Source organism: Glaciecola punicea (assembly GCF_001756615.1).
Classification (GTDB): domain Bacteria; phylum Pseudomonadota; class Gammaproteobacteria; order Enterobacterales; family Alteromonadaceae; genus Glaciecola; species Glaciecola punicea.
The window spans coordinates 23,436-46,420 of the sequence record NZ_LZXY01000003.1 but is presented as its reverse complement, the minus strand read 5'-3'; the positions used below and the strand labels follow the sequence as shown (position 1 = coordinate 46,420).

Sequence of the window (22,985 nt, the reverse complement as noted above, 5' to 3'; positions counted from 1 at the left end):
GCATGTTAAATTAGCTATTTTCGTGCACTTAGTGATCTATGTCAGTTAATTATCAAAAAAGGCACATTTAAGTGCCTTCTTATACCTTGCTCTGCGCAAAAGAATGCTATTAAGGTCGCAGCGCGCGATCGCCTCTGGACAAACTACATACACCGGTTCTTGCCGACTCTGTAATATCAGCGCAATGACCCATTACGTGAGCAAACGCGCTGAGCTTATCGCTAGTACCCGTTATTTCAATGGTGTAGTGCTGGGCAGTCACGTCAAGAATACGTGCTCTAAAGATATCTACGTTGCGATTCACTTCAGCGCGTGCAATTTCGGTTCGCGTTGCCACTTTTATGAGCATGAGCTCGCGTTCAACGTGCGGTGCTTCTGACAGCTCGGCAACGCGCAGTACGTCGATCAGTTTGTTCACCTGCTTAGTGATTTGCTCGGTTACCTTGTCGTCAGCTTGAGTAATAATGGTTAAGCGCGACAAGCTATCGTCGCTCGTAGGAGCGACGCATAGTGAGTCTACATTATAACCACGCTGCGAAAAGACGCCGGCAATTCGAGAAAGCGAGCCTGGAGCATTTTCCATTAATACAGAAATAATACGCCTCATTAGGTGCGCTCCGTTTTACTTAGACGTATATCATCCATAGCGCCATACTTTATTTGCATAGGGTATACGTGCTCGTTTTGATCAACCAAAATATCCATGAATACCAGTCTGTTTTTCTCGGCAAAGCAACGCTCCATGGCCTCGTCTAATTGGTCAAGTTTATCTACCTGAATGCCAATATGCCCATAAGCTTCCGCGAGTTTCACGAAGTCGGGCATTGAGTCCATGTATGAACATGAATGACGACCTTTGTAGTTCATGTCTTGCCATTGTCTTACCATGCCCAAGGCACGGTTATTAAGTGAAATAACCTTAATCGGCAAGTTATACTGCAGGCACGTTGACAGCTCTTGAATATTCATTTGAATACTACCGTCGCCCGTTATGACCACCGAACATGCGTCTGGGAAGGCGAATTGAACGCCCATGGCGGCCGGCAGGCCAAAACCCATAGTGCCTAAACCACCTGAATTAATCCATCGCCGTGGTTTAGCAAAGGGATAATAAAGCGCCGCAAACATTTGGTGCTGACCCACGTCTGAGCTTATATAAGCGTCACCTTTAGTATGCTTATAAACCGCTTCAATCACTCTTTGTGGTTTTATCACCTCAGCGCCCTGTTTGTAGTCTAAACACTTGCGAGCACGCCATTCGTTAATTTGCGCCCACCAGTCTTTAAGCTTCTCTTTTTGGGCCTCAGTATCTACATCTTCCATTCGGTCTAAGAATTGTTTACAAACGACATCTACCGAACCAACCACCGGAATATGCGCCTTCAGGATTTTAGAAATTGATGCAGGGTCAATATCAACGTGAATGATATCAGCATGCGGACAAAATTTATCTACGTTATTGGTCACTCGGTCATCGAAGCGAGCGCCTAATGCGACAATACAGTCAGCGTTGTGCATGCTTTTATTGGCTTCAAGCAGACCGTGCATACCCAACATTCCAACAAACTGCTCATGTACACCTGAGAATGCCCCAAGCCCCATAAGTGTACAGGTAACCGGCGCATTTAACTTTTCTGCTAGCTGTGTCACTAAACCGTCAGCTTCAGCTATAATAGCGCCGCCACCAACATAGATCACCGGACGTTTTGCGCTAAGCATGCACGCAACCGCTTTGGTTATTTGCTTGCTATGCCCCTTAACCGTAGGATTGTAAGAACGCATAGTCACATCGTCAGGAAAAACATAAGGGTGTTTGTCTTGCACGTTTACCAAATCTTTCGGTAAATCAACTACCACAGGGCCCGGACGTCCGGTGTTCGCAATGTAATAAGCTTTTGCAATCGCCATGGGAATATCGGTGGTTTTCTTGACTAAAAAGCTATGTTTTACGATGGGTCTTGAACAACCTACCATATCCGTTTCTTGGAATGCATCTTCACCAATGTGCATTGACGGCACTTGGCCCGACAACACCACCATAGGGACAGAGTCCATATAAGCAGTTGCAATGCCGGTGAGCGTATTTGTAGCGCCTGGGCCTGAGGTTACTAAGACAGTGCCGGTCCTGCCCGTTGCACGAGCATAACCGTCGGCCATGTGTGCTGCACCTTGTTCATGACGTACTAATATGTGTTTTACGTCATCTTGTGCAAACAAAGCATCGTATATATCTAAGACCGCTCCGCCGGGATAACCGAAAACATGCGAAACACCAACTTCTTTTAAGGCTTCTACTACCATAGCAGCGCCTGACATCATCCTCACCAGTATGACTCCTTAATTTATCAATAAATAAGTTCGCAGTGAATATACCTCAGCCTAGGTAAAGAAAAAACCTTAAAAAGGGATATATAACAACAAAGCGAGATATTTATCCCAATATAGCTTTTTTTTAGGATGAACGTAACGTTTAAAGGGGGAATTTACAGATTAACTAGTACTCTATCCTATTAATCGTCGAAATCCACATCCTCATCGTCATCGGTGTGATTTACCAGTTCATTTTGTTCTTGCAGTACTGTTTTTTTCGACCCGTATATACTATCAGTTTTTGGTCGGTTAATACGCTTTTGATACTTTACCCATGCACGCTGCGCGGTGTCCTTAGGTTCTATATCACCAAGCAGTGCCAGCAGTAATGTATCGTCATCACTGCTTTGCGGTTTAATTTGACCACTAACTAAGGCGCTAAAATAACAACCATATGCGACTAAAGCCTTACTCTCTGCAATTGAAAAATCACCTGAGCGGGAGAACCCATAGGGATAGTTTTTAGGGTCGTTGAACACACTTTTCAGCAACTCTTCTTTTGATAATGGTAAATTAGGTATAGTTGTCACCTTGTAATACTCCGATAAGCAAATGTTAAGCCAGTTTCGTAACGATTTAAGCGGCGAATTTGATGCCGCGTTTTCGTCTGCACATTTACGCTTGAATATCGGTGATGTCAACTAAATCATTAACTTTACAGTCCAATAATCTAAAAGCGTGTAAAAGCTTCAAATTTAGGCATAAAAACGCGTTGGCTTGCGCTAGCTTTTTTGTTTTTCAATCCATGCCCAATTCATTTCACACACTATCGGTTCTTCATTGCTCTGGTCAGTTACGGTCACAGGCACCATAATATCGCCTCTTTCGAGTGTCTGCATTTGCTCTATTTGTTCATCGCTTACCCATGCAAGCGCTTTCATTGAACCAACTGAGCGGCGCACATACTTTAGGTTCATCGATTTAATTAAGGGCAGTTTATTACTCGGTAGGTTAAGTCCTACCACAAAACCGGTAGCTGACTCTGCAAGCAATGCCATGGTGGCAGCATGCACCTGACCAATATGATTGCGCACCCTACTGCGGTTCTTTACGAAGAAGGTTACCGTTTGTAAGTCAGTGTCAATAATTTGAATTTTAGTCGTGCCCTCTAGTTTACCTTTGTATCGAAACACTAGTGTAAGTATTGGCAGGGAAAGAGCTTGGAGTATAGCATGAGACTTATAACTATTTTTATAAGCCTATTTGACATTGCAATCGCTTTATTTGCTGTTTGATTTTTGCGCTACAAACAGCACCCGCAACATATGCAGTTGGTCGTAGGAAAGCACTGCGGCCAATTCATCATATACTGGCTTTAGCCGCTCATACCCGCACTTTTCAAACGCCGCTATGCCGGCGATTAAACTGTCTTTAGAAATAGATAATTCGGCCAGCAGTGCTTCATCACCCATAAACTTTTTACCTGCCTGTGCATATTTATACAAGTGCGTATAAATCGTGTTTGTTTTTACTTTATGCTGCTGTGAGAGATCTAACACTGAGGTTCCCGCCATAAATTGCTCTACTATTTCTATGGTTTTAGACGCTAGGACGTTACCGTCTTTTTTCGGACTCGTTGTACTGGTTGCTTTGGCATCATTGCTCACCTCGGTTTTGCCATGCTCGCGGCAGTATTCCACAATAATAGTTAAGAAAATAGCACCGTACTTATCTAGTTTAGCTTGACCAACGCCGTGGATCTTTAACAAGCTGTCGTGAGATTGCGGAAAAAAATGAGCCATCTCATTAAGCGATCGGTCTGCAAAAATAGCATAAGGAGGAACAACCCCCTCATCTGCAAGTTGTTTACGTTTTCTTTTTAGCGCATCAACTAATGCTTGCTCAGGCTCTAATTGTAAAGCGTCTAGATTCGTGGCTTTAGTCTTAGCAGAACCAACTGCGCTAGCTTGCTGCAACAGTGCTAAAAACGGGGCCTTACCTTTCAATACGTCGCCGGCAAGTTGGGTAAGACGCAAACCTCCGTAAATTTCTTCCTGCTCTATTAAGCCTTTAGCAATAAGCTGCCTAGACAGTGTCATCCACTGCTTTTTAGTGAGTTCGCGCCCTATATTGTATGTCGATAGTAAGTTGTGCTGATTTTGCAGTATTTTTTCAGCGTTTGAGCCTCTAAGGACATCGGCAATATAAGAGGCGCCAAAACGCTGCCCTGTGCGATGTATACACGATAAAAACTTTTGCGCGTGCACGGTTAAATCTGATGCTTCCTTGCCTTCATTTAAGCAGTTATCACAGTGCTGACAGTCTTGTGAAATATTTGTCTCGCCAAAATATTGCAACAGTACTATACGCCTGCATTCTTGGCTTTCAGCCAGGGCTAACATGTGTCCTAAATGCATTGTAGCTAAGCGCTTTTGCTGCGCGTCTCGCATTTGGTCAATAAAATAACGGATTTTGCCCGTATCTCCGTAGCCGAACAAGAGCAGACAATCTGCGTTTAGTCCATCGCGCCCTGCCCTGCCAATTTGTTGATAGTAACCTTCAATATTTTTGGGTAAATCGTAGTGAAGCACATAGCGAACATCAGGCTTGTTTATACCCATGCCAAATGCAATGGTAGCTACAATAATATCGACATCGTCATACACAAATTTATGTTGATAGTCGCTGCGCTTTTGACTGTTTAAACCCGCATGATAAGGCAACGCTTTGTAACCATCGTTTTGTAATTTGGTGGCTAATTCGTCAACCCCAGAGCGTGATTGGCAGTAGATAATACCAGACTGCTTAGGATGCTTGTTTATAAATGCTTTAGCTTGTTGGTATGGTTTTTCCTTATGAGCGACCTCTATGTACAAGTTAGGACGATCGAAACTGGCCATAAACTCAGCGTCTTCACTAATTAATAGCTGGCGCTTTATGTCTTCGCGCACTCTTGGCGTTGCAGTTGCGGTAAGCGCTATTACGACCGCTTTAGCAAAGTGCTCAACAAGCTGGTGCAGTTGCCTGTATTCTGGCCTAAACTCGTGCCCCCATTCAGAAATACAATGCGCCTCATCTATAGCAATACAGGCAACATCTACATTTTTCAACACCGAAATGATACTAGACTGCAGCACTGTTTCGGGGGCCAAAAATAACAGCTTTGTGTGGCCACTTACAATACTGTCTAGGTTGTGTTGATATTCTTGTGAGCTAAGAGCGCTATTAAGCACACAGGCACTGACATTGAGCTCCTTAAGCTGCCTTACTTGATCTTGCATGAGTGATATAAGCGGAGATATAACCAAGGTGAGCCCATCAAATACAATACCAGGAAGTTGGTAACATAAAGACTTGCCCCCACCGGTAGGCATAATAGCGAGCGTATTTATGCCATCAAGCACATTTTCTATAATAGGCTGCTGGGACGCTCTGAATTGATCAAAGCCGAATACTTCTTTAAGCGCTTTTTTAGCGGATGCTACCTGAGACATTTTAGTGTTGGACATAGAGCGGTTACACGTTTCCTATCGAAGTTTGTCAGTACGCTCAGCTTCGTAAATGGCTAGCGAAATGTATCTGCAGATCGTAAACCTAATATACAAGGTTACCTGCTACTATGGGTGATGACGGTGTGATGACGTAGTAACGACGGTGTCAAAAACACTAATTGGGCTATGATAGCACAAGCTCTTATTGAATAAACTAAACCAACGGACAGTCTCAAAGCACAGGTAAGCACAACAATATTAGCCACTCTTATCGTGGCAATAATCAACTAAAGCTGGGTAAAACTGGGTAAAGGCTTGGTCAAATTCTTCTTGAGCACTGCTAATAAATTCAATCGACTCTTGCGCAAACTCTACGCGGTGCTTAAGGCGTCTTTCTATTTGAAAAAAAGCACGGTTTACGGCCTCTTTATGTGCATACTCATGCAACCATTGATGGCTCAACAAACCATCTTTCACATCGTTAAATCTGCCATCAATACGCACTTTACTATTCGCAAGCTCACGGTAAAATTGCTTTAGTACGCTGTGAACACAATGTTTACTATACTGTTGCCACCGAAGACTTAATAGATGATCAAAGTAAATATCAATAGTGATGCCCGACATTCTCCGAATACTGATGGGGAACTGTCGTTTTAAGTATTTAACAAGCGTGTGTTGGTCAGTGAAGGTGTCAATCGCGCGATGCAAGCGCACACCATGTTGAAGTTTAAGCGGCAGATGTTGTAAATCACTTCCTTTTACAAAGTCACCTAGAAAATTGCCTAAAAGACTTGTTTGGGTAACGTGAGCTAAATGGATATGCGCTAGGTAATTCATAGGGTGCAAACAGATAAAGGAGGTGAATGATGATTACTATGCTAACGTCTTTCGTGGAAGAAAGAAATTGGAGCGGGAAACGAGATTCGAACTCGCGACCTCGACCTTGGCAAGGTCGCGCTCTACCAACTGAGCTATTCCCGCAATTTGGAGGCGCATTATAGAAAATTTTGCGAGGGGTGCAAGGATTATTTTAATTTTTTTTGAAATAATCATAAAATGAGGAAATATTAGTCATTAGTACTAATACCTCCAGCATAAGTGTCTAAATCTTAAACACTGTCTCACGATAGTATTTCATTTCTTCTATCGATTCTATTATGTCATCTAAGGCCAAATGCACCCCTTTCTTTTTGAATCCTTTCAAAATTTCAGGCTGCCACCTTGCCGTTAGCTCTTTAACGGTGCTAACATCGATATTACGATAATGAAAATAGGCTTCAAGCGTTGGCATATATTTCACTAAAAAGCGACGATCTTGACCAATCGTATTTCCACACAGTGGGGATTTCCCTGCTGGCACATAGTTTTTCAAGAAGTCTATCGTAAGCTGAGATGCTTGAGTGACGTCAACTTCACTTTCTTTACAACGCTGAGTTAAGCCTGTACCACCATGAATATTCACGCACCAGGGATCCATGTTATCAAGAACATCAGCACTTTGATGTATCGCTATCACCGGTCCCGTGGCTATCACGCTTAACTGTGCGTCGGTGACTATTGTGGCAATTTCAAGCACCACGCAGGTGTCAGGGTTAAGCCCTGTCATTTCCATGTCTATCCAGACAAGATTTTGTTCGTTTACCGACATTTAGCTTCCTACTTATTTATACTGATCAAGTCAGTGCACTAGGTTAAATCTACACAACAAGGTATCATGTTGGACAACATTCGCCAATATGCGCCTTTATTTACGTGTCCAAAAAAACAAAGTTATCTAAAAACCAACAGCGGCAAATTGCTAAAAATCGAAGTAAACGTCTTAACACTAATATAACTCATGCTTCAGGCAAACCTGAAGATACCAGCTCGTTAGGCGAATTAATTGATGGCCGCGTCATAAGTCGTTTTGGTAAACAAGCCATTGTAGAAACAACAAGTGCCGATAGAGACCAGCATAAGTGTTATATTCGACGTACTATCAAATCTGTGGTGTGTGGCGATCAGGTCGTATTTAGGCCAAGCACAACGCTTGAGGAACGCGACCGCGGTATTATTGAAGTGGTTATTGACCGTAAAAGCGAGCTTTCGCGCCCAGATTACTACGACGGCTTAAAACCAATTGCCGCAAACATTGACCAAATCATAGTAGTTGGTTCCATTGTACCGGCTTTATCAACGCATATTATAGACCGATATTTAGTGGCCTGTGAGCATGCACGTATCTCCCCTATCATTGTCATTAACAAAGTAGAATTACTCACAAACGAAGCCCTAGTGCAAGTTGAAAAAGACCTTGAGGTGTATACTCAAATTGGCTACCGCGTTATTATGGCTAGCTGTGTTAGTCAAGCAGGGCTAGACGCGCTAAGCAGCGTGCTTAAAGATAAAGTAAACGTGTTGGTAGGCCAAAGTGGCGTGGGCAAATCAAGCCTAATTAACCAATTACTTCCCGACTCGCAAGAAACAGTGGGTGAGGTGTCGGGAAATTCTGGCTTAGGGCAGCACACCACTACCGCAGCAAAACTTATCCCATTCAGCTTAGGCGGCGAACTTATTGATTCACCCGGTGTGCGCGAATTTGGCCTATGGCATTTACCTGTGCAGGACATAACCCAAGGGTTTGTAGAGCTTAGAGAGTACTTGGGGGGCTGTAAGTTTAGCGACTGCACGCATAGGAATGACCCTGGTTGTTTAATTCGCGAAGCGGTAGAGCTCAATAAAATTAATAACGAACGCTATCAAAGTTATCTAAAAATTGTTGATTCCTTAGAGCAGAACCGTCCAACATATATTAAAGAATGAGTGTTTAAGAGCTTGTAAACACTGCCTTAATTTACACCATGTTATACAATGAACAGCTTGAAAATCGGAGATAAATGAGTGATAGACTGGATTAAAGTACGCATACAATATATTTTGCCAAAGCATTTTCTGTCGCGTCTAATCGGCCAACTGGCCGCTGCTGAGGCAGGCGCAGTAACGCAATTTTGTATAAAGCGGTTTATTAAAGTGTATAATATCAATATGAAAGAAGCGCTGCATGAAGACCCTAGTGCTTATAAAAGTTTCAATGATTTTTTTACCCGCGCTCTCAAACGCGATGTTCGCCCAATAATTGAAGGCGACGATATTCTATGCCAACCGGTAGACGGTAACGTGAGTCAGTATGGCGATATAATTGGTGATAAAGTATTTCAAGCAAAAAGCCATTACTATAGCGTAACCACGCTGCTAGGGGGCAAGCCAGAAATAGCTGAGTGCTTTAAAGGCGGCAAGTTTGTCACTATTTACCTTGCACCAAAGGACTACCACAGAATTCATATGCCTATTGCAGGTAAACTTACCGATACCCTGCATGTGCCAGGAGAATTGTTTTCAGTTAATCCCTTAACCGCTCGGAACGTGCCGGGCTTGTTCGCCAGAAATGAACGAGTTGTTACCATTTTCGACACATCCGTGGGTAAAGTTGCGGTAGTATTAGTTGGTGCAACGGTAGTGGCCAGTATTGAAACTGCTTGGGCCGGCAATATTACCCCACCGGCGAGCAAATATGTGCAACATTGGCAGCATAGTCAAGACAATATCACCTTAGAAAAAGGCCAAGAAATGGGGCGCTTCAAATTGGGCTCCACTGTTGTACTATGCTTTGAGTCTGACAAGATTTCATTTAAAGATTTGTCAACAGGTGATGTAACGCGTTTAGGTGAAGCGCTCGCAGTAAAATATAAGCAAAAGAAATAGGAAACATTCTTGAATCCTGTTAAGCGAAGCCTTATTAGTTTGCACTTTACCGTGATGCTACTAGGAGGCACCGCATTATTCTCAAAGCTCATTCCTCTTTCAGCCACTGATATTACGTTTGGACGATCCTTGTTTGGATTTATTGCGCTATTTATTGTGGTGAAACTTAGCGGAGAGTCGCTGAAATTAAATAATAAGAAAGATTATTTTGTTGGCATTGGTTTAGGCATAATAATGGCTGCGCATTGGGTTACTTATTTCGCTGCCATGCAATACGCCTCGGTCTCTGTCGGTATAATCGCACTGTTTACCTTCCCCGTTATTACCGTTTTAATTGGACCTGTATTTGAAAAAATAAGAATATCTTGGCAAGATATCGTTAGTGCACTAGTGGTATTAGTGGGCATTGGTTTTATTGTACCAAGCGCATCGCTAACTAACGATGTGACCTTAGGCGTGATTATTGGCGTGTTTTCGGCGTTTTTGTACGCTGTTCGAAACTTAAGCCACCGTAAATACTTCTCTCATTATTCTGGCTATAAGGCCATGGCCTATCAAATGATGGTGATTTGCCCATGCTTACTGTTTTTCGTGTCAGATGAATTTACCTCGATGAATACCAAAACAGCGCTAATGCTAATATTGCTAGGCACTGTCTTTACCGCACTTCCCCACACTATGGTTGCCAATGCCTTAAAGCATTTGCGCGCCAAAACGTTTTCGCTAGTGGCCTGCATGCAGCCCTTTTATGGTGTTGTATTTGCAATAGTATTATTGAATGAATCGCCCACTTGGCAAACGCTTGTAGGGGGCTTGTTAGTAATTTCAGCTGCAGTATACGAGACAGTGAACGCTCATAAAGAACAAAAAACCTTGAAGGAACAGACGCCTAATAGTTAGTTATATTAGCAAGTCTCTTTAACAGGTTTCACACGTTTTACATTTTTTGCATAAACGTAAGTTGGTAACGTGAGCAATGATAATTAGTAATGCACCTACCGCTATTGTGACAGGCTCATATGCCTCGCCGAACATATGTTTATTCCAATAAATAAGTGCCCCTAAAACAAGCGAATAAATGGGATATAACTGACGGTGATATTGATAAAAACCAATAAATAATGCCGCAAAGCCAACCAGAATAGAGCCGCTTAAAATAACACGTTCAAACCAAGCGTCGGCTACAAAAGAACTGGCAATTAGTGGTGCTAAGGGAATAAGGATTGGCAATAACAAACAATGCAGTGCACAAAGACTCGCGAGCCACACGCCAAGCCGGTCTAGTTTGCCGTTGTTTTTCACAATAATAGTGGGGATATCACTCGACATGCGGGTGCCCGCAAGGCTGTTAGTCATATCCTGTGATTTTATGTCTACTATTTTCAATCGAATAAGCCTGTTGATAAGTCTAAAAGAAGATAAACAATAAAAAGTGAACTTAAGCTATTCAGCCGCTCTTATGATGTTATAGTATAACATTTAAGGCAGAAATGAAATAGTATTGCATTAATTTTTAAGTACTGACCTCCACATATTTGCCAAAAGTTGGTTTACCTTAGCAAGACTTAAGCATCGTTGCTGCTTCTTATTAGTCTCTTGCAAATATTCACTTACCGCAACGAGTCCTATATCACTAGGTAGGTTAGACAATGCCTGCTGTAAGAAGGTAAGCGTTACTGGATAAGGATGAGCAATTAGTAGAGTAGTGAGTGTGCGGCAATATCGAAAATGTAATATTTTTGGGTAGCGAAAGCGCATCAGCAGCCTATGCGCCTGTGTCATCTATTATAATGGCAAGCTGCATTTTTTTTGCTGCACTGGGGCAATGGGAGCAGCGCGCATTAAAATCTTTTCACTAATATGGCTTTCAGGCACAGTCAATATCAGCGCTGAAAAAGCTAGCGCTGTTTCTTCCAGTCTAGGTCTTCATCTTTAATAAAATAAAAAGGAGGTGCTGCCATTAACTGGTTAACGTGGGTTTAATTTAAATGCATATCGGTCTATCCACGCTTTTTTGACGCAAATCAGTGATAGAATTTAAGCACTGCTTGCCATGTTTATTGCCTCTACTTGATAAATGAAGCGCATGATAATTTTTTATCAAAAACGGCTACTGTATTATGCTTGCATACGCTTTATTATCTGCTGTAGATAATCATGAGAACAACCAAAATTTAAGCGGAAACAACTGCTGTCACCGAAGTCTTTGCCGGGCGATGGCCCTACACCCTTATCTTCTATCCACGTTTGTGTGTTATCTACACCTAAGTCGCCAGCGTTAATCCATAGCAAAAATGTAGCTTGAGGTGACACCGCACTTAAACCAGAAATTTCATTTACGGCCTTTACCAAATAATCTCGATTACTGCGCAGGTATGCCAACTGTTGCTTACGCCAGTCATCGCATTCATTGAATGCGGCTTCAACCGCAACTAAACCCAGCACATTTGGCCACGGCACAATCCCGCCCATAGCGTTAACGAAACGGGCTCTTACCTTTGCATTAGGAATAATGGCGAACGAGGTACCCAAGCCGGCTACATTAAAAGTTTTGCTAGCGGCCATCAGCGTAATTGAGCGCTCACTAATGGCGTCTACTGCGCCTGCCGGAATATGTGCAACATCATCTAAAATTAAATCGCAGTGGATTTCATCGCTGCACAATACAACCGAGTGCTCATTGCAAATTGCCGCGATTTTGTCTAACTCTTGTTTTTGTAAAACTGAGCCGACAGGATTCATAGGATTACACAGTAAAAACAATTTGCACTCAGGTTTTGCAGCCTGTTTGGCTAATTCATCAAGATCGAGCGTATAACGGTTATTGTCTAATATAGTGCCTATACACACTTGCTTTAGTCCATTTAAAGCAGGTGCTGCTAAAAGAGGCGGATAATTAGGAGTTTGCACCATAACCGAGTCGCCTGGCTGGCAGTAAGCTTTACACGCCATATTAAATGCAGGCACTACGCCTGGCGTCCACACAATCCAACTTGTTTCTATTTGCCAACCATATTGCGCAGCGCACCAATTAGCAATGGCTTCACTTGCAGGTGTATAGTGCTTAGGTAAGGTATAACCAAGCGCTGAGCCGGCAATACGTTTCGTTAAAGCCTCTGCTATTGGAGGTGCACAAGGGTATTCGGTGTCAGCAATCCAAGCCGGGAGTATGTCGCGCCCTTTGTACTTTTCCCACTTATACGCATAGGAGCCCTCTCGAGAAGGCGTATTGTCAAAATTCATAATTTGGTCTCAGTAGAATATAAAGTAGGCTAGCAGCCACTGTAAAAAATTTAATCAAAATTTAAGGTTACGCTAAATAGACCTAGATGATAAGCGCAAACAATAAAAAACAGCTTTTGATTAAAAAAAGATTACCTTACGGGTGGTGTATCAATGCAGCATTGTTTTATACGGCAGTGGTATTTTACAAGAAAGCGATGCATTGGGAGTGAGAAATAATAATGTTTGTTACTGCAAAAGATTCACGCGCAAGTGAGTGCTTGCGCGTGAATTGTGCTTATTAATATCCTATTTTTTAGCGGGGCGTGAGAAACGCTTGCGTTCGTTTTCGGTTAAAAGTTTTTTACGAATACGAGTGCTTACGGGTGTTACCTCAACTAACTCATCGTCATCAATAAACTCTAAAGCCTGTTCCAATGTGTACACAATTGGCGGCACTAATGTTTGCGCTTCGTCGGTACCTGATGCACGTACGTTAGTTAACTGCTTACCTTTAAGGGCGTTTACCGTTAAATCATTTTCGCGAGAATGGATACCAATTACCATACCTTCATACACTTCAACACCGTGACCAATAAACATGCGACCACGCTCTTGTAGGTTGAAGATAGCGTTAGTAAGCGCTTTGCCGGTCGCGTTGGCGATCAATACACCGTTTTTACGCGAACCAATGTTTCCGCCTTTGTGCGGGCCGTAATGATCAAAGGTGTGATACAACAAACCGGAGCCAGACGTCATTGTCATAAAGTCGGTTTGAAAACCAATTAAGCCACGGCTTGGAATAATAAAGTCTAGGCGTACGCGGCCTTTTCCGTCCATAGACATGTTCGCCATTTCCGCTTTACGTAGGCCAAGCTGTTCCATCATAGTTCCCTGATGTTTTTCTTCAACGTCAACCGTCAGAGTTTCGAATGGTTCAAGCAGTTTCCCGTTTTCTTCCTTAAGAATGACCTCAGGGCGAGAAACGGCTAACTCAAATCCTTCGCGACGCATATTTTCAATTAATATGCCTAAATGTAATTCACCACGTCCTGACACTCTAAATTTATCAGGGTCAGCGGTTTCTTCAACACGCAAAGCAACGTTGTGAATAAGTTCGGTTTGTAAACGCTCTAAAATGTTTCTTGAGGTAACGTACTTACCTTCTTTACCTGCAAACGGCGAAGTGTTTACTTGGAAGGTCATCGTAACGGTTGGTTCATCTACCGATAATGGTTTTAACGCTTCTACTTTGCTTATATCGCACACTGTGTCAGATATTTTAAGTTCGCCTAAGCCGGTAATAGCAACAATATCACCCGCCTCGCCTGACTCTACATCATAACGATCAAGACCTAAGTAGCCTAATACTTTGCTCACTTTAGCGTTACGTTTTTGGCCTTTTGCGTTAACTACGGTGACTTGCTGGTTAACTTTAACAACACCACGAGTAATACGACCTATGCCAATTACACCTACATAAGAGTTGTAGTCTAGCTGAGAAATTTGCATCTGCAGGGGCCCTTCCGGGTCAGCCACTGGCGGTGCTACCTTTGCAACAATGGTTTCAAACAAAGGTGTCATATCGTCGTGTTTAACGTCAGCTTCGTTTGATGCCCAGCCATTAAGAGCTGATGCGTAAACAACATCGAAATCGAGCTGCTCGTCAGTGGCACCTAAATTATCGAACAAATCAAAAACTTGATCTAAAACCCAATTAGGACGAGCGCCCGGTTTGTCTATTTTGTTGAGCACAACAATTGGCTTTAAGCCTTGAGCAAATGCTTTTTGGGTGACGAAGCGAGTTTGCGGCATAGGACCTTCTTGCGCATCTACTAGCAATAGAACGGAATCGGCCATCGACATGACGCGCTCTACTTCACCGCCAAAATCAGCGTGCCCTGGGGTATCGATTATATTAATGCGATAGCCATTCCAGTTTAGAGCGGTATTCTTAGCAAGTATTGTAATGCCGCGTTCTTTTTCAATATCGTTCGAGTCCATCACGCGCTCTTCAGCTATGCCACGACTTTCTAAAGTGCCTGATTGTTGCAGAAGCTTGTCTACCAGTGTAGTTTTACCATGGTCGACGTGCGCTATGATCGCGATATTGCGAATATTTATTACTGACATTACAGATTCTCATTAGGGGCCGCAGACGCAATTTTGTGCGTATTCAGCTCATTGTGATAGTTAAGATGGGCGCGGATTGTACAGATTTATTGGGAAATAAGCGACAAACTTTGCGGTTTTATCATTAAATAATCATTTATAAGGTTTACGCCCCACCTTTGAGGCATACTATAAGCCACGGTATTGTGAATCGTTCAAGGTCTAGTGCACCTTAATTGTGCACTGGACGCATCACAAGCACTACAGTGGTGCATTTTATGCGCTGTAAGGCTAGACGCGGCTCGCTACGACGCTGTTTTCACTGGTCTGTAGATAGTTGTAAAAATGGCACGTTTATCGCTTAACTTGTGATTTGTGCGCCACCAGTTAAATTGTGCAATTAGTCTCAAAGACTGTAATAATAAATAGATGTTTTACTCAGCATTGCAGTACTGGCAATAAAAGTGTGCCTGGTCTGCAAACTCACAATAGTCACGAAACGGGAGTACCTTTATGTCATATGAGTCAGTAATGGAACTGATCAAAGAAACCGAAGCAAAATTTATTGATTTACGCTTCACCGATACCAAAGGCAAAGAGCAGCATGTTTCGATTCCTTCGCATCAAGTTAACGAAGACTTCTTTGAGGAAGGCAAGATGTTCGACGGTTCATCTATTGCAGGTTGGAAAGGCATTAATGAATCTGACATGGTCCTTATGCCTGACCCGTCAACCGCGGTTTTGGACCCATTTGCTGAAGAAACTCAAATTAATATTCGCTGCGATATATTAGAGCCTACTACCATGCAGGGTTATTCACGCGATCCACGTTCTATAGCGCGTCGTGCCGAAGAATATTTAATCTCTACGGGTATTGGTGACAAAGTTTTAGTGGGACCTGAGCCCGAATTTTTTATGTTTGACGATATACGCTTTCATACTGATATGTCTGGTTCGTTCTTCAAAATAGACTCTGAAGAAGCAAAGTGGAACTCGGGCGCCGAATATGAAGGAGGCAACTTAGGACATCGCCCTGGCGTAAAGGGCGGCTACTTCCCGGTACCTCCAGTTGACTCAGGCCATGATATTCGCGCTGCTATGTGTATGGTTATGGAAGAAATGGGCTTAACTGTTGAAGCGCATCACCATGAAGTCGCCACTGCTGGACAAAACGAAATAGCCTGTTTGTTTAACACACTAGTAAAAAAAGCCGACGAAATTCAAATATATAAGTACGTTGTTCATAATGTTGCGCACGCCTATGACAAAACGGCTACTTTTATGCCGAAACCAATTGTGGGCGATAATGGCTCTGGCATGCATGTTCACATGTCAATTAGTAAAGATGGCAAAAATGTGTTTGCGGGTGACACCTACGCCGGCTTGTCTGAAGATTCACTTTTCTTCATCGGTGGCATTATTAAGCATGCTCACGCCATTAATGCATTCACAAATGCATCAACTAACTCTTACAAGCGCTTAGTACCTGGATTCGAAGCCCCGGTTATGTTGGCCTATTCAGCCAGAAACCGCAGTGCATCTATTCGCATACCGTATGTAAACAGTGAAAGAGCACGTCGTATCGAAGTGCGCTTTCCTGACCCTACAGCTAACCCTTATTTGGCTTTCACAGCCCTACTAATGGCGGGTCTCGATGGTATTAAGAATAAATTACACCCAGGCGATGCAGCAGACAAAGATTTATACGATTTACCACCTGAAGAAGCGGCTAACATTCCGAAAGTAGCAGGTTCATTAGAAATTGCACTTGCCGCTTTAAATGAAGACAGAGCTTTCTTAACCGAAGGCGGTGTAATGTCTGACGAAATGATAGACGCTTACATCGCACTCAAATCTGAGGACGTACTAGCGATTAAACAGGCTGTACACCCACTCGAGTTTGATATGTACTACAGCGTATAAAAAATCATCGGTAAAAGTGTTTATGAACTAAGCATTTATTCGTTGATATACGAAGCCTGCAACTGCAGGCTTTTTTTTTAAACGATATCACGTAATATAAGGCAGTAAAGCAATTAAATTAGAAACTACCTGTGAATAAATTAAGGTTTAGTATATTTTCTACTGCAATTTTCGCTGCGTCACTGTTCGTCACAAGCGTGTCACAGTCAGCGAATAACATGAATCAACAAGTTTACAAAACCATTCATAGTGACGGTACGGTTACCATTTCTGATAAAGCCTCTAGCGATGCTGAAGCGATCGTGCTTAGTGCTCCAACGAGCACATTTGAGTCCAACGTCCCTGCGCTCAAACCGCTACTGCAAACTACACAAAAACTGAGTGTAAATTATAAGCTCAGCATATTAAGCCCCCAAAATGATGCGACTATTCGCAGCAACATAGGTGAATTGTCTATAGGCGCTTCTATTGATCCACGTATAGGCGGTTTTTATCGACTGCATATAAACGGTAAAGTACACGAGTCTGCTGCGGGCATGTTCGCGCTTCGCGATATGGAACGGGGCGCATATGAATATTCAGTAAAATTTATTAACAACTCAGGCAAGCTTATTGCATCAAGTGAAGCCAGGAGAGTATATTTACATCAAGCGTCAGCGTTAATTAACTAGTTTTTGTACATTTTATTTAATTAAGAGCTTTAGTACCCTTTTTAGACAACAAAGCGTCGCTGGTCTTGCTGTTTAAATACAGTTTGATGTTTGAATGCGCCATTACGGTGCAATGACTAATTAATTGCCCACGGAGCCACCCTTGATTGACGATCGTTATCACTACGAATTGTTATTAAATTCACTTAAAACAGCCCTCATTTTAGTCAATGATGAATTTGAAGTTAGTTTCGCTAATGAAGCTGCACTCAACTTACTTGAAACTGGTCTTAATCAAATAAGTGAACGTCCGCTAAGCGACTTTTTGGTGGACGACAGTGTCAATCAGCAGCAAATAATAAAAGCATTAGAAAACCAAGATGACTATCGTGAAACGGATGTTGTTATGTGCTTTAGAGATGGGCGCTGCACAACGGTTGATATCAATGCCAATATAATCACGGTAAACGGCCACATTATGGCCTTGTTAGAAATAAACCCTATTGACAAACAGCGAAAAATTAGTCAAGAATCTCAGCAATATGCACAGCAAGTGGCCGCTCGAGAACTTGTACGCGGGCTTGCTCACGAAGTTAAAAATCCCCTAGGGGGTATTCGAGGTGCAGCCCAATTATTGGAGAAAAAGCTATCTGGTGCTGATGACAGAGAGTTTACGCAAATGATCATTGACCAAGCAGATAGGTTGAGTAACTTAGTCGACAGGCTTCTAGGCCCCAATAGTTTGCCACACAAGCGCAAATTTAATTTGCATCAAGTGCTTGATAAAGTACAGTCGGTAATTATAAACGATCTAGCGTTTTCGATAGAGCTTCACCGAGATTATGATCCATCCATTCCTGAATTGTTTGCAGATCCTGATATGCTGCAGCAAGCCATATTGAATATTACTCGTAACGCTTCTCAAGCTCTGCAGGCTCAAGATAAAACCAAAGACTATCGGCCTAGAATTACCTTTAGAACAAGAATAGAACGTCAGTGCGTCATAAAAGGGGTAAGGCACCAATTGAGCGCAAAAATCAGCGTTATTGATAATGGCCCCGGTATACCAAAGAATTTAAAAGACACCCTTTTTTATCCCATGGTAAGCAGTAAACTTCACGGTAGCGGCCTTGGCTTGTCTATCGCTCAAACACTTATTGACCATCATAACGGTAAAATTGATGTGCAAAGTTTTCAGGGCTTTACAGAATTTAATTTATATATCCCTATAATAGATAAAAAAACATCGTTAAATCAACAAAAGGATAAACGTATATGAGTCGCTCGGTATGGATAGTCGATGACGATAGTTCCATTCGCTGGGTCTTAGAAAAGGCCTTTACTGCCGCGAATATAAACTGCCTGTCGTTTGACAACCCTGAAGATTTACTGCTACAAATTCAATCAGGTCAAGCCCCTATGGTAATTGTGTCAGACGTGCGCATGCCGCAAATGGACGGCATGCAATTATTAGAAGAAGTGCATAAACACTTTCCTGATCTTCCCTTTATTATTATGACCGCACATTCTGATTTAGACAGCGCTGTAAATGCATATCGCGGCGGCGCATTTGAATACTTACCTAAACCTTTTGATGTAGATGAAGCTGTCGCGCTTACGCAAAGAGCATTAGACAATGCAAACGATCATACCAGTGACACCAACTTTGAACCACAAGGCCCAGCTAAGGACATTATTGGCGGCGCACCTGCTATGCAGGAAGTATTCAGAGCCATTGGCCGACTATCACGCTCCTCTATTAGCGTATTAATTAATGGGCAATCAGGCACTGGTAAAGAACTCGTCGCGCAAGCCTTGCACAAACATAGCCCAAGAGCAAAACAAGCTTTTGTAGCCTTGAACATGGCCGCGATCCCCACAGAATTAGTTGAGTCAGAGCTATTTGGCCACGAAAAAGGCGCATTTACGGGAGCGCAAAACATGCGAACAGGCCGTTTTGAACAGGCTAATGGCGGCACCTTATTCTTAGATGAAATTGGTGACATGCCCATAGCGGTTCAAACACGATTGTTAAGAGTGTTAGCTGACGGTCAATTTTATCGTGTGGGAGGGCATAATCCAGTGATAGTAGATGTGAGAATTATTGCCGCTACTCACCAAAATTTAGAAGAAAACGTAGCCAACGGTAGTTTCCGCGAAGATTTATACCACCGTTTAAACGTCATTAAGATTCATATTCCAGCACTAAATCAACGTAGAGAAGATATTCCTTTGCTTGCCAAACATTTTTTGGCCAAAGCGGCTAAAGAGCTCGGCGTTGAAATGAAAAATCTAAGTGAACAAGCCGCGTATAAACTTACCGCGACTGAATGGCCGGGCAACGTTCGTCAACTAGAAAATACCTGCCGCTGGCTAACGGTGATGGCCAGCGGTCAAGAAATAAAGCCCAGCGACTTTCCACCAGAACTGTCGGTAGTTAAAGCGCTTGGGCAGAATGAGAAAAGTGAAAATGACTGGAGGATTTTACTGGCCAATTGGGCCGACGAGCAGCTGCTACAGGGCAAAAACGATATCCTCGACAGCGCCCTTTTACATTTTGAGCAAGTGCTGCTAACGCGTGCTTTGCATCACACTCAAGGACATAAGCAAGAAGCTGCTAAACGCCTTGGTTGGGGTCGCAACACCTTGAGCCGTAAGTTGAAAGAATTCAATATTAGCTGAGATAAATCGCGCAGATAATCATGCAGATAATCGCTAGTATTCGATAAATGAGTGCTATATGATCTCCAACCTAACATTCAACAATATCTTAAATGGAACCCATATTGAAAAATTCATCCCTTTTTAGCAGCATTTTCTTTTCGCTGGCTTGCTTACTCACGTCCTCTTATGCCAACGCAACGGTTGTAGAGATAAGAACTAACCTAGGTAATTTTGAAGTTAACTTATATGACAATGAGGCACCTGAGACAGTTGCAAACTTTTTGTCTTACGTAAGAGCAGGCGCTTATGCTAACAACACCGTTCACAGAAGTGTCGATGACTTTATTGTTCAAATGGGCGGGTTTCAATATGCCAGCAGCTTCCCCCCTGCGCCAATTGCAGTAGGTCTACCAGTTATAAACGAGCCGGTGTTATCCAATGTCCGCGGCACGCTTTCTATGGCGAAACTAGGTGGCAACGCAAACAGCGCAACGTCACAATTTTTTGTGAATCTATCTAATAATTCAGGACGCCCTTCTAATCTTGACACACAAAACGGTGGATTTACGGTTTTTGGGCAAGTACTTGACAACGGCATGCAGGTCGTAGACCAAATAGCCAGCTTGCAAACGTTCAATTTTGGAGGCCCTTTTAGCGAACTACCACTTAGCGGCTACAGCAGCACCGACGTTTCAAATAGTATTTTGCCAGACGAAGATAACCTAGTGATCATTGAGGATATTGTAATAAAAGATGGCACTGTACTAAGCAAACCGGGCTTAAACCCTGCTCGTAACACTTTGCTTAGCCCATCTTTACAACAGCCAGACAATAGTAGCTCAGGCGGCGGAAGCTTAGGGATGTTGAGTATTTTGGGACTCGCGTTTTTAGCAAGTCGTAGGCGCATGCTAAGCATCAAAGATTAGACTCAGGCAATGCGCGATAATACCTGCTGACTCAACTGCTGCCAAATCTCATGAGCCTCTGCTAACGCGACCTGTTCGTTCAAAATATTAACGAGGTCCTGTTCTGTAGTTAGTGGGTTTGCCAACACTACTCTAAACACAGTTATTGCTGCACCTTGGTACTGCGGTGCTTCAATACGGGTACGCGATACAAACGATTTACCCGCTTCGCGCTGCTGTTTTTGTATAGAAACAGTGAGCTTGTCTAATTCACTGTTAATATCTTTTACTTGACTTGCCGATGCCTCGCCCATAGCAGACAAATGAGCCGGACGCAGCCTATATGTAAGCAAAGACAAAACAGGTTCAGTAACAAGCTCAAAGTGTTTATGCTGATTAATCAATCTAGCAAAAGTTTGTGCCAAACTAATTGCTTTATCAATAAGCAGTTGGTAACCATTTCGGCCCAAAATATGCAATGAGGAATAAACCGTTAAGGCCATTCCATTTCTAGACCCCTCAAGGGTCGTTGCGCCTAAATCTTTTGAGCCTTCGCGCAGTATGTATTGGGCATGATGGCGCACCGCGTTCGCGTCGTGCGGATTTTTGAATAAAGCCATGCCGGCGCCCACAGGCACGTACATCTGTTTATGCGCGTCTATAGTAACAGAGTCAGAGCGCTCAATACCTTTTAAGATATGCTTGTGCGTATTTGAAAATAGCGTTGCACCGCCCCAAGCTGCATCTACATGAAACCACGTACCCAGTTCTTTAGCCACATCGGCTAGTTCATCGAGTGGATCTACATGGCCCGTTTCGGTGGTACCCGCAATACCCACAATTGCTAACAGCTTGTTACCTTGTGCTTGATATTGGGTACCTAACTTGAGCACACTTTCTGGCGATAAACGTAAATCGCTGTTATCGACCTTTAGCATGTTGTTACGACCAATACCTAATACGTCAACCGCTTTACCCAACGAATAATGCCCACGCTTGGAACATATAAGGCCCAGATTATTAATACTATGGTGCTTATAAGCGGCCATCAGACCCACTTTAGCCACCCCAGCAAAGTCTCTGCTTGGGCCCAACAGCTTATTTCGCGCAACCCAAAGCGCAGTAATGTTAGCAATAGTGCCGCCTGAGCAGAACGCGCCTAATGAATGCTTCGCACTGTGCAAATATTCGCCATAGAAGGCTTCATCGCAGTTGTACACCAAGTTGTGCATCATTCCCAGCGTTTGTCTTTCTAGCGGAGTAAACGCTTTAGATGTTTCAATTTTTACCAAGTTTTGGTTAAGACCCACTAAGAGCTTAGCCAAAGATAATTGAAAATAAGGTAGCGCCGAGGTCATATGGCCAATAAACGTAGGTGAATACGTGTTTACCGAGTGACTGACTAGTTTTTCTAACAGCAGCTCTGCGTGAGTCGAAACAAACTCAGGCTGATCTGGCACTAGGTGTGACATAAAATCTTGTTCAATTTCTTCTAAGGAGGTTTTTTTAGCCACCACATGGCGAGACAAAAAATCTGAAACATTGTCTGACAAATGACGCTCAATTTTAGCCAACGTAGAATCGTCATTTTCTGGCTTAGTAAACACTTTGAACAAATGCTCTAAGCTAACGTCTGCTTTTGACAAATCCAAAACCTCTAAGGTTTATGCAAATAGGGCGAAATATTACCCCATTAGCAATGCATTGACAATTTGTGTAATGCTTAAGTGGTAGATAAATTCACGAAGTGAATTTTGGTGTAGTATAAAACATCGCATTTAGCGCGTAAACAACTAAAGTTATAAGAGATTTTACGGATATCTAATATAAGCAGCAATAAATTAGGATTAAACATGCAAACAAAAACCGTGACAGATGCGTTCTCTATTGGGCAAATAATACCCAGTTAACGCAGCTTATGATTCAGATGAGCGAGGCCTATTGCTCTTGGAAAACGTCATAGC

General features: G+C 42.8%; 19 protein-coding genes and 1 tRNA gene. 8 read left to right on the top strand and 12 right to left on the bottom strand.

Annotation, left to right across the window (positions count from 1 at the left end; translation table 11 throughout):
• Positions 1-109: 109 nt before the first annotated feature.
• The 8 genes from ilvN to orn all read right to left on the bottom strand — a co-directional run bounded on the left by ilvN (position 110) and on the right by orn (position 7,452).
• Positions 110-607, bottom strand: coding sequence for an acetolactate synthase small subunit (gene ilvN, locus BAE46_RS04420; RefSeq protein WP_006007237.1), 498 nt, complete (start codon positions 605-607; stop codon positions 110-112).
• Complete coding sequence (locus tag BAE46_RS04415) at positions 607-2,325, bottom strand: acetolactate synthase 3 large subunit (RefSeq protein ID WP_040521083.1); 1,719 nt, start codon at positions 2,323-2,325, stop codon at positions 607-609. Before BAE46_RS04415 ends, ilvN begins: the two co-directional genes overlap by 1 nt.
• Positions 2,326-2,510: 185 nt before the next feature.
• Positions 2,511-2,900, bottom strand: a complete 390-nt coding sequence (locus tag BAE46_RS04410; protein WP_006007241.1) for a MaoP family protein — start codon at positions 2,898-2,900, stop codon at positions 2,511-2,513.
• 192 nt (positions 2,901-3,092) lie between these two features.
• Positions 3,093-3,503, bottom strand: coding sequence for a DUF4442 domain-containing protein (locus tag BAE46_RS04405; RefSeq protein WP_238528984.1), 411 nt, complete (start codon positions 3,501-3,503; stop codon positions 3,093-3,095).
• 87 nt (positions 3,504-3,590) lie between these two features.
• On the bottom strand, positions 3,591-5,819 hold the full coding sequence (gene recQ / locus BAE46_RS04400) for a DNA helicase RecQ (RefSeq protein ID WP_006007246.1): 2,229 nt from the start codon (positions 5,817-5,819) through the stop codon (positions 3,591-3,593).
• Between the two features lie 240 nt (positions 5,820-6,059).
• Positions 6,060-6,641: an acyl carrier protein phosphodiesterase gene (locus tag BAE46_RS04395; protein WP_006007248.1), complete on the bottom strand. Its 582-nt coding sequence runs from the start codon at positions 6,639-6,641 to the stop codon at positions 6,060-6,062.
• A gap of 68 nt (positions 6,642-6,709) precedes the next feature.
• Positions 6,710-6,785, bottom strand: a tRNA-Gly gene (locus tag BAE46_RS04390).
• A 121-nt stretch (positions 6,786-6,906) separates the two neighbouring features.
• Complete coding sequence (gene orn / locus BAE46_RS04385) at positions 6,907-7,452, bottom strand: oligoribonuclease (RefSeq protein ID WP_006007249.1); 546 nt, start codon at positions 7,450-7,452, stop codon at positions 6,907-6,909.
• 104 nt (positions 7,453-7,556) lie between these two features.
• Between orn and rsgA the strand changes: the two genes are divergently transcribed.
• The 3 genes from rsgA to BAE46_RS04370 all read left to right on the top strand — a co-directional run bounded on the left by rsgA (position 7,557) and on the right by BAE46_RS04370 (position 10,445).
• Entirely contained in the window at positions 7,557-8,606 is a 1,050-nt protein-coding gene (gene rsgA, locus BAE46_RS04380; RefSeq protein ID WP_070111859.1) for a small ribosomal subunit biogenesis GTPase RsgA, read from the top strand.
• Positions 8,607-8,684: 78 nt separating this feature from the next.
• Positions 8,685-9,545, top strand: coding sequence for an archaetidylserine decarboxylase (asd, locus tag BAE46_RS04375; RefSeq protein WP_070111858.1), 861 nt, complete (start codon positions 8,685-8,687; stop codon positions 9,543-9,545).
• Between the two features lie 9 nt (positions 9,546-9,554).
• Positions 9,555-10,445 carry a DMT family transporter gene (locus tag BAE46_RS04370; protein WP_070111857.1) on the top strand — a complete coding sequence of 297 codons (891 nt, stop codon included), beginning with the start codon at positions 9,555-9,557 and terminating at the stop codon, positions 10,443-10,445.
• A gap of 18 nt (positions 10,446-10,463) precedes the next feature.
• On the opposite strand, the gene BAE46_RS04365 is transcribed toward BAE46_RS04370, so the two are convergent.
• The 3 genes from BAE46_RS04365 to typA all read right to left on the bottom strand — a co-directional run bounded on the left by BAE46_RS04365 (position 10,464) and on the right by typA (position 14,900).
• Positions 10,464-10,874: a MerC domain-containing protein gene (locus tag BAE46_RS04365; protein ID WP_040521109.1), complete on the bottom strand. Its 411-nt coding sequence runs from the start codon at positions 10,872-10,874 to the stop codon at positions 10,464-10,466.
• Between the two features lie 789 nt (positions 10,875-11,663).
• The gene (locus BAE46_RS04360; RefSeq protein WP_006007264.1) at positions 11,664-12,788 is read right to left on the bottom strand and encodes a MalY/PatB family protein; all 1,125 of its coding nucleotides are present in this window, start codon (positions 12,786-12,788) and stop codon (positions 11,664-11,666) included.
• 288 nt (positions 12,789-13,076) lie between these two features.
• Positions 13,077-14,900: a translational GTPase TypA gene (gene typA, locus BAE46_RS04355; protein WP_006007268.1), complete on the bottom strand. Its 1,824-nt coding sequence runs from the start codon at positions 14,898-14,900 to the stop codon at positions 13,077-13,079.
• A gap of 492 nt (positions 14,901-15,392) precedes the next feature.
• Here typA and glnA point away from each other — a divergent pair, with 492 nt between their 5' ends.
• The 5 genes from glnA to BAE46_RS04330 all read left to right on the top strand — a co-directional run bounded on the left by glnA (position 15,393) and on the right by BAE46_RS04330 (position 21,042).
• The gene (gene glnA, locus BAE46_RS04350) at positions 15,393-16,802 is read left to right on the top strand and encodes a glutamate--ammonia ligase (RefSeq protein WP_070111855.1); all 1,410 of its coding nucleotides are present in this window, start codon (positions 15,393-15,395) and stop codon (positions 16,800-16,802) included.
• Between the two features lie 218 nt (positions 16,803-17,020).
• Positions 17,021-17,473: a hypothetical protein gene (locus BAE46_RS04345; protein ID WP_070111960.1), complete on the top strand. Its 453-nt coding sequence runs from the start codon at positions 17,021-17,023 to the stop codon at positions 17,471-17,473.
• Positions 17,474-17,615: 142 nt separating this feature from the next.
• Positions 17,616-18,731 (top strand): nitrogen regulation protein NR(II), encoded by a 1,116-nt coding sequence (glnL, locus tag BAE46_RS04340; RefSeq protein WP_006007273.1) that lies wholly within the window; start codon positions 17,616-17,618, stop codon positions 18,729-18,731.
• Positions 18,728-20,134: a nitrogen regulation protein NR(I) gene (glnG, locus tag BAE46_RS04335; RefSeq protein ID WP_006007275.1), complete on the top strand. Its 1,407-nt coding sequence runs from the start codon at positions 18,728-18,730 to the stop codon at positions 20,132-20,134. The genes glnL and glnG overlap by 4 nt, the downstream gene beginning before the upstream one ends.
• A gap of 104 nt (positions 20,135-20,238) precedes the next feature.
• A complete protein-coding gene (locus BAE46_RS04330; protein ID WP_083256793.1) occupies positions 20,239-21,042 on the top strand; it encodes a peptidylprolyl isomerase in 804 nt (267 codons plus the stop codon).
• Positions 21,043-21,044: 2 nt separating this feature from the next.
• Here the strand turns inward: BAE46_RS04330 and panP are convergent, their stop codons facing one another.
• Positions 21,045-22,667, bottom strand: a complete 1,623-nt coding sequence (gene panP / locus BAE46_RS04325; protein ID WP_006007279.1) for a pyridoxal-dependent aspartate 1-decarboxylase PanP — start codon at positions 22,665-22,667, stop codon at positions 21,045-21,047.
• Positions 22,668-22,985: the final 318 nt, after the last annotated feature.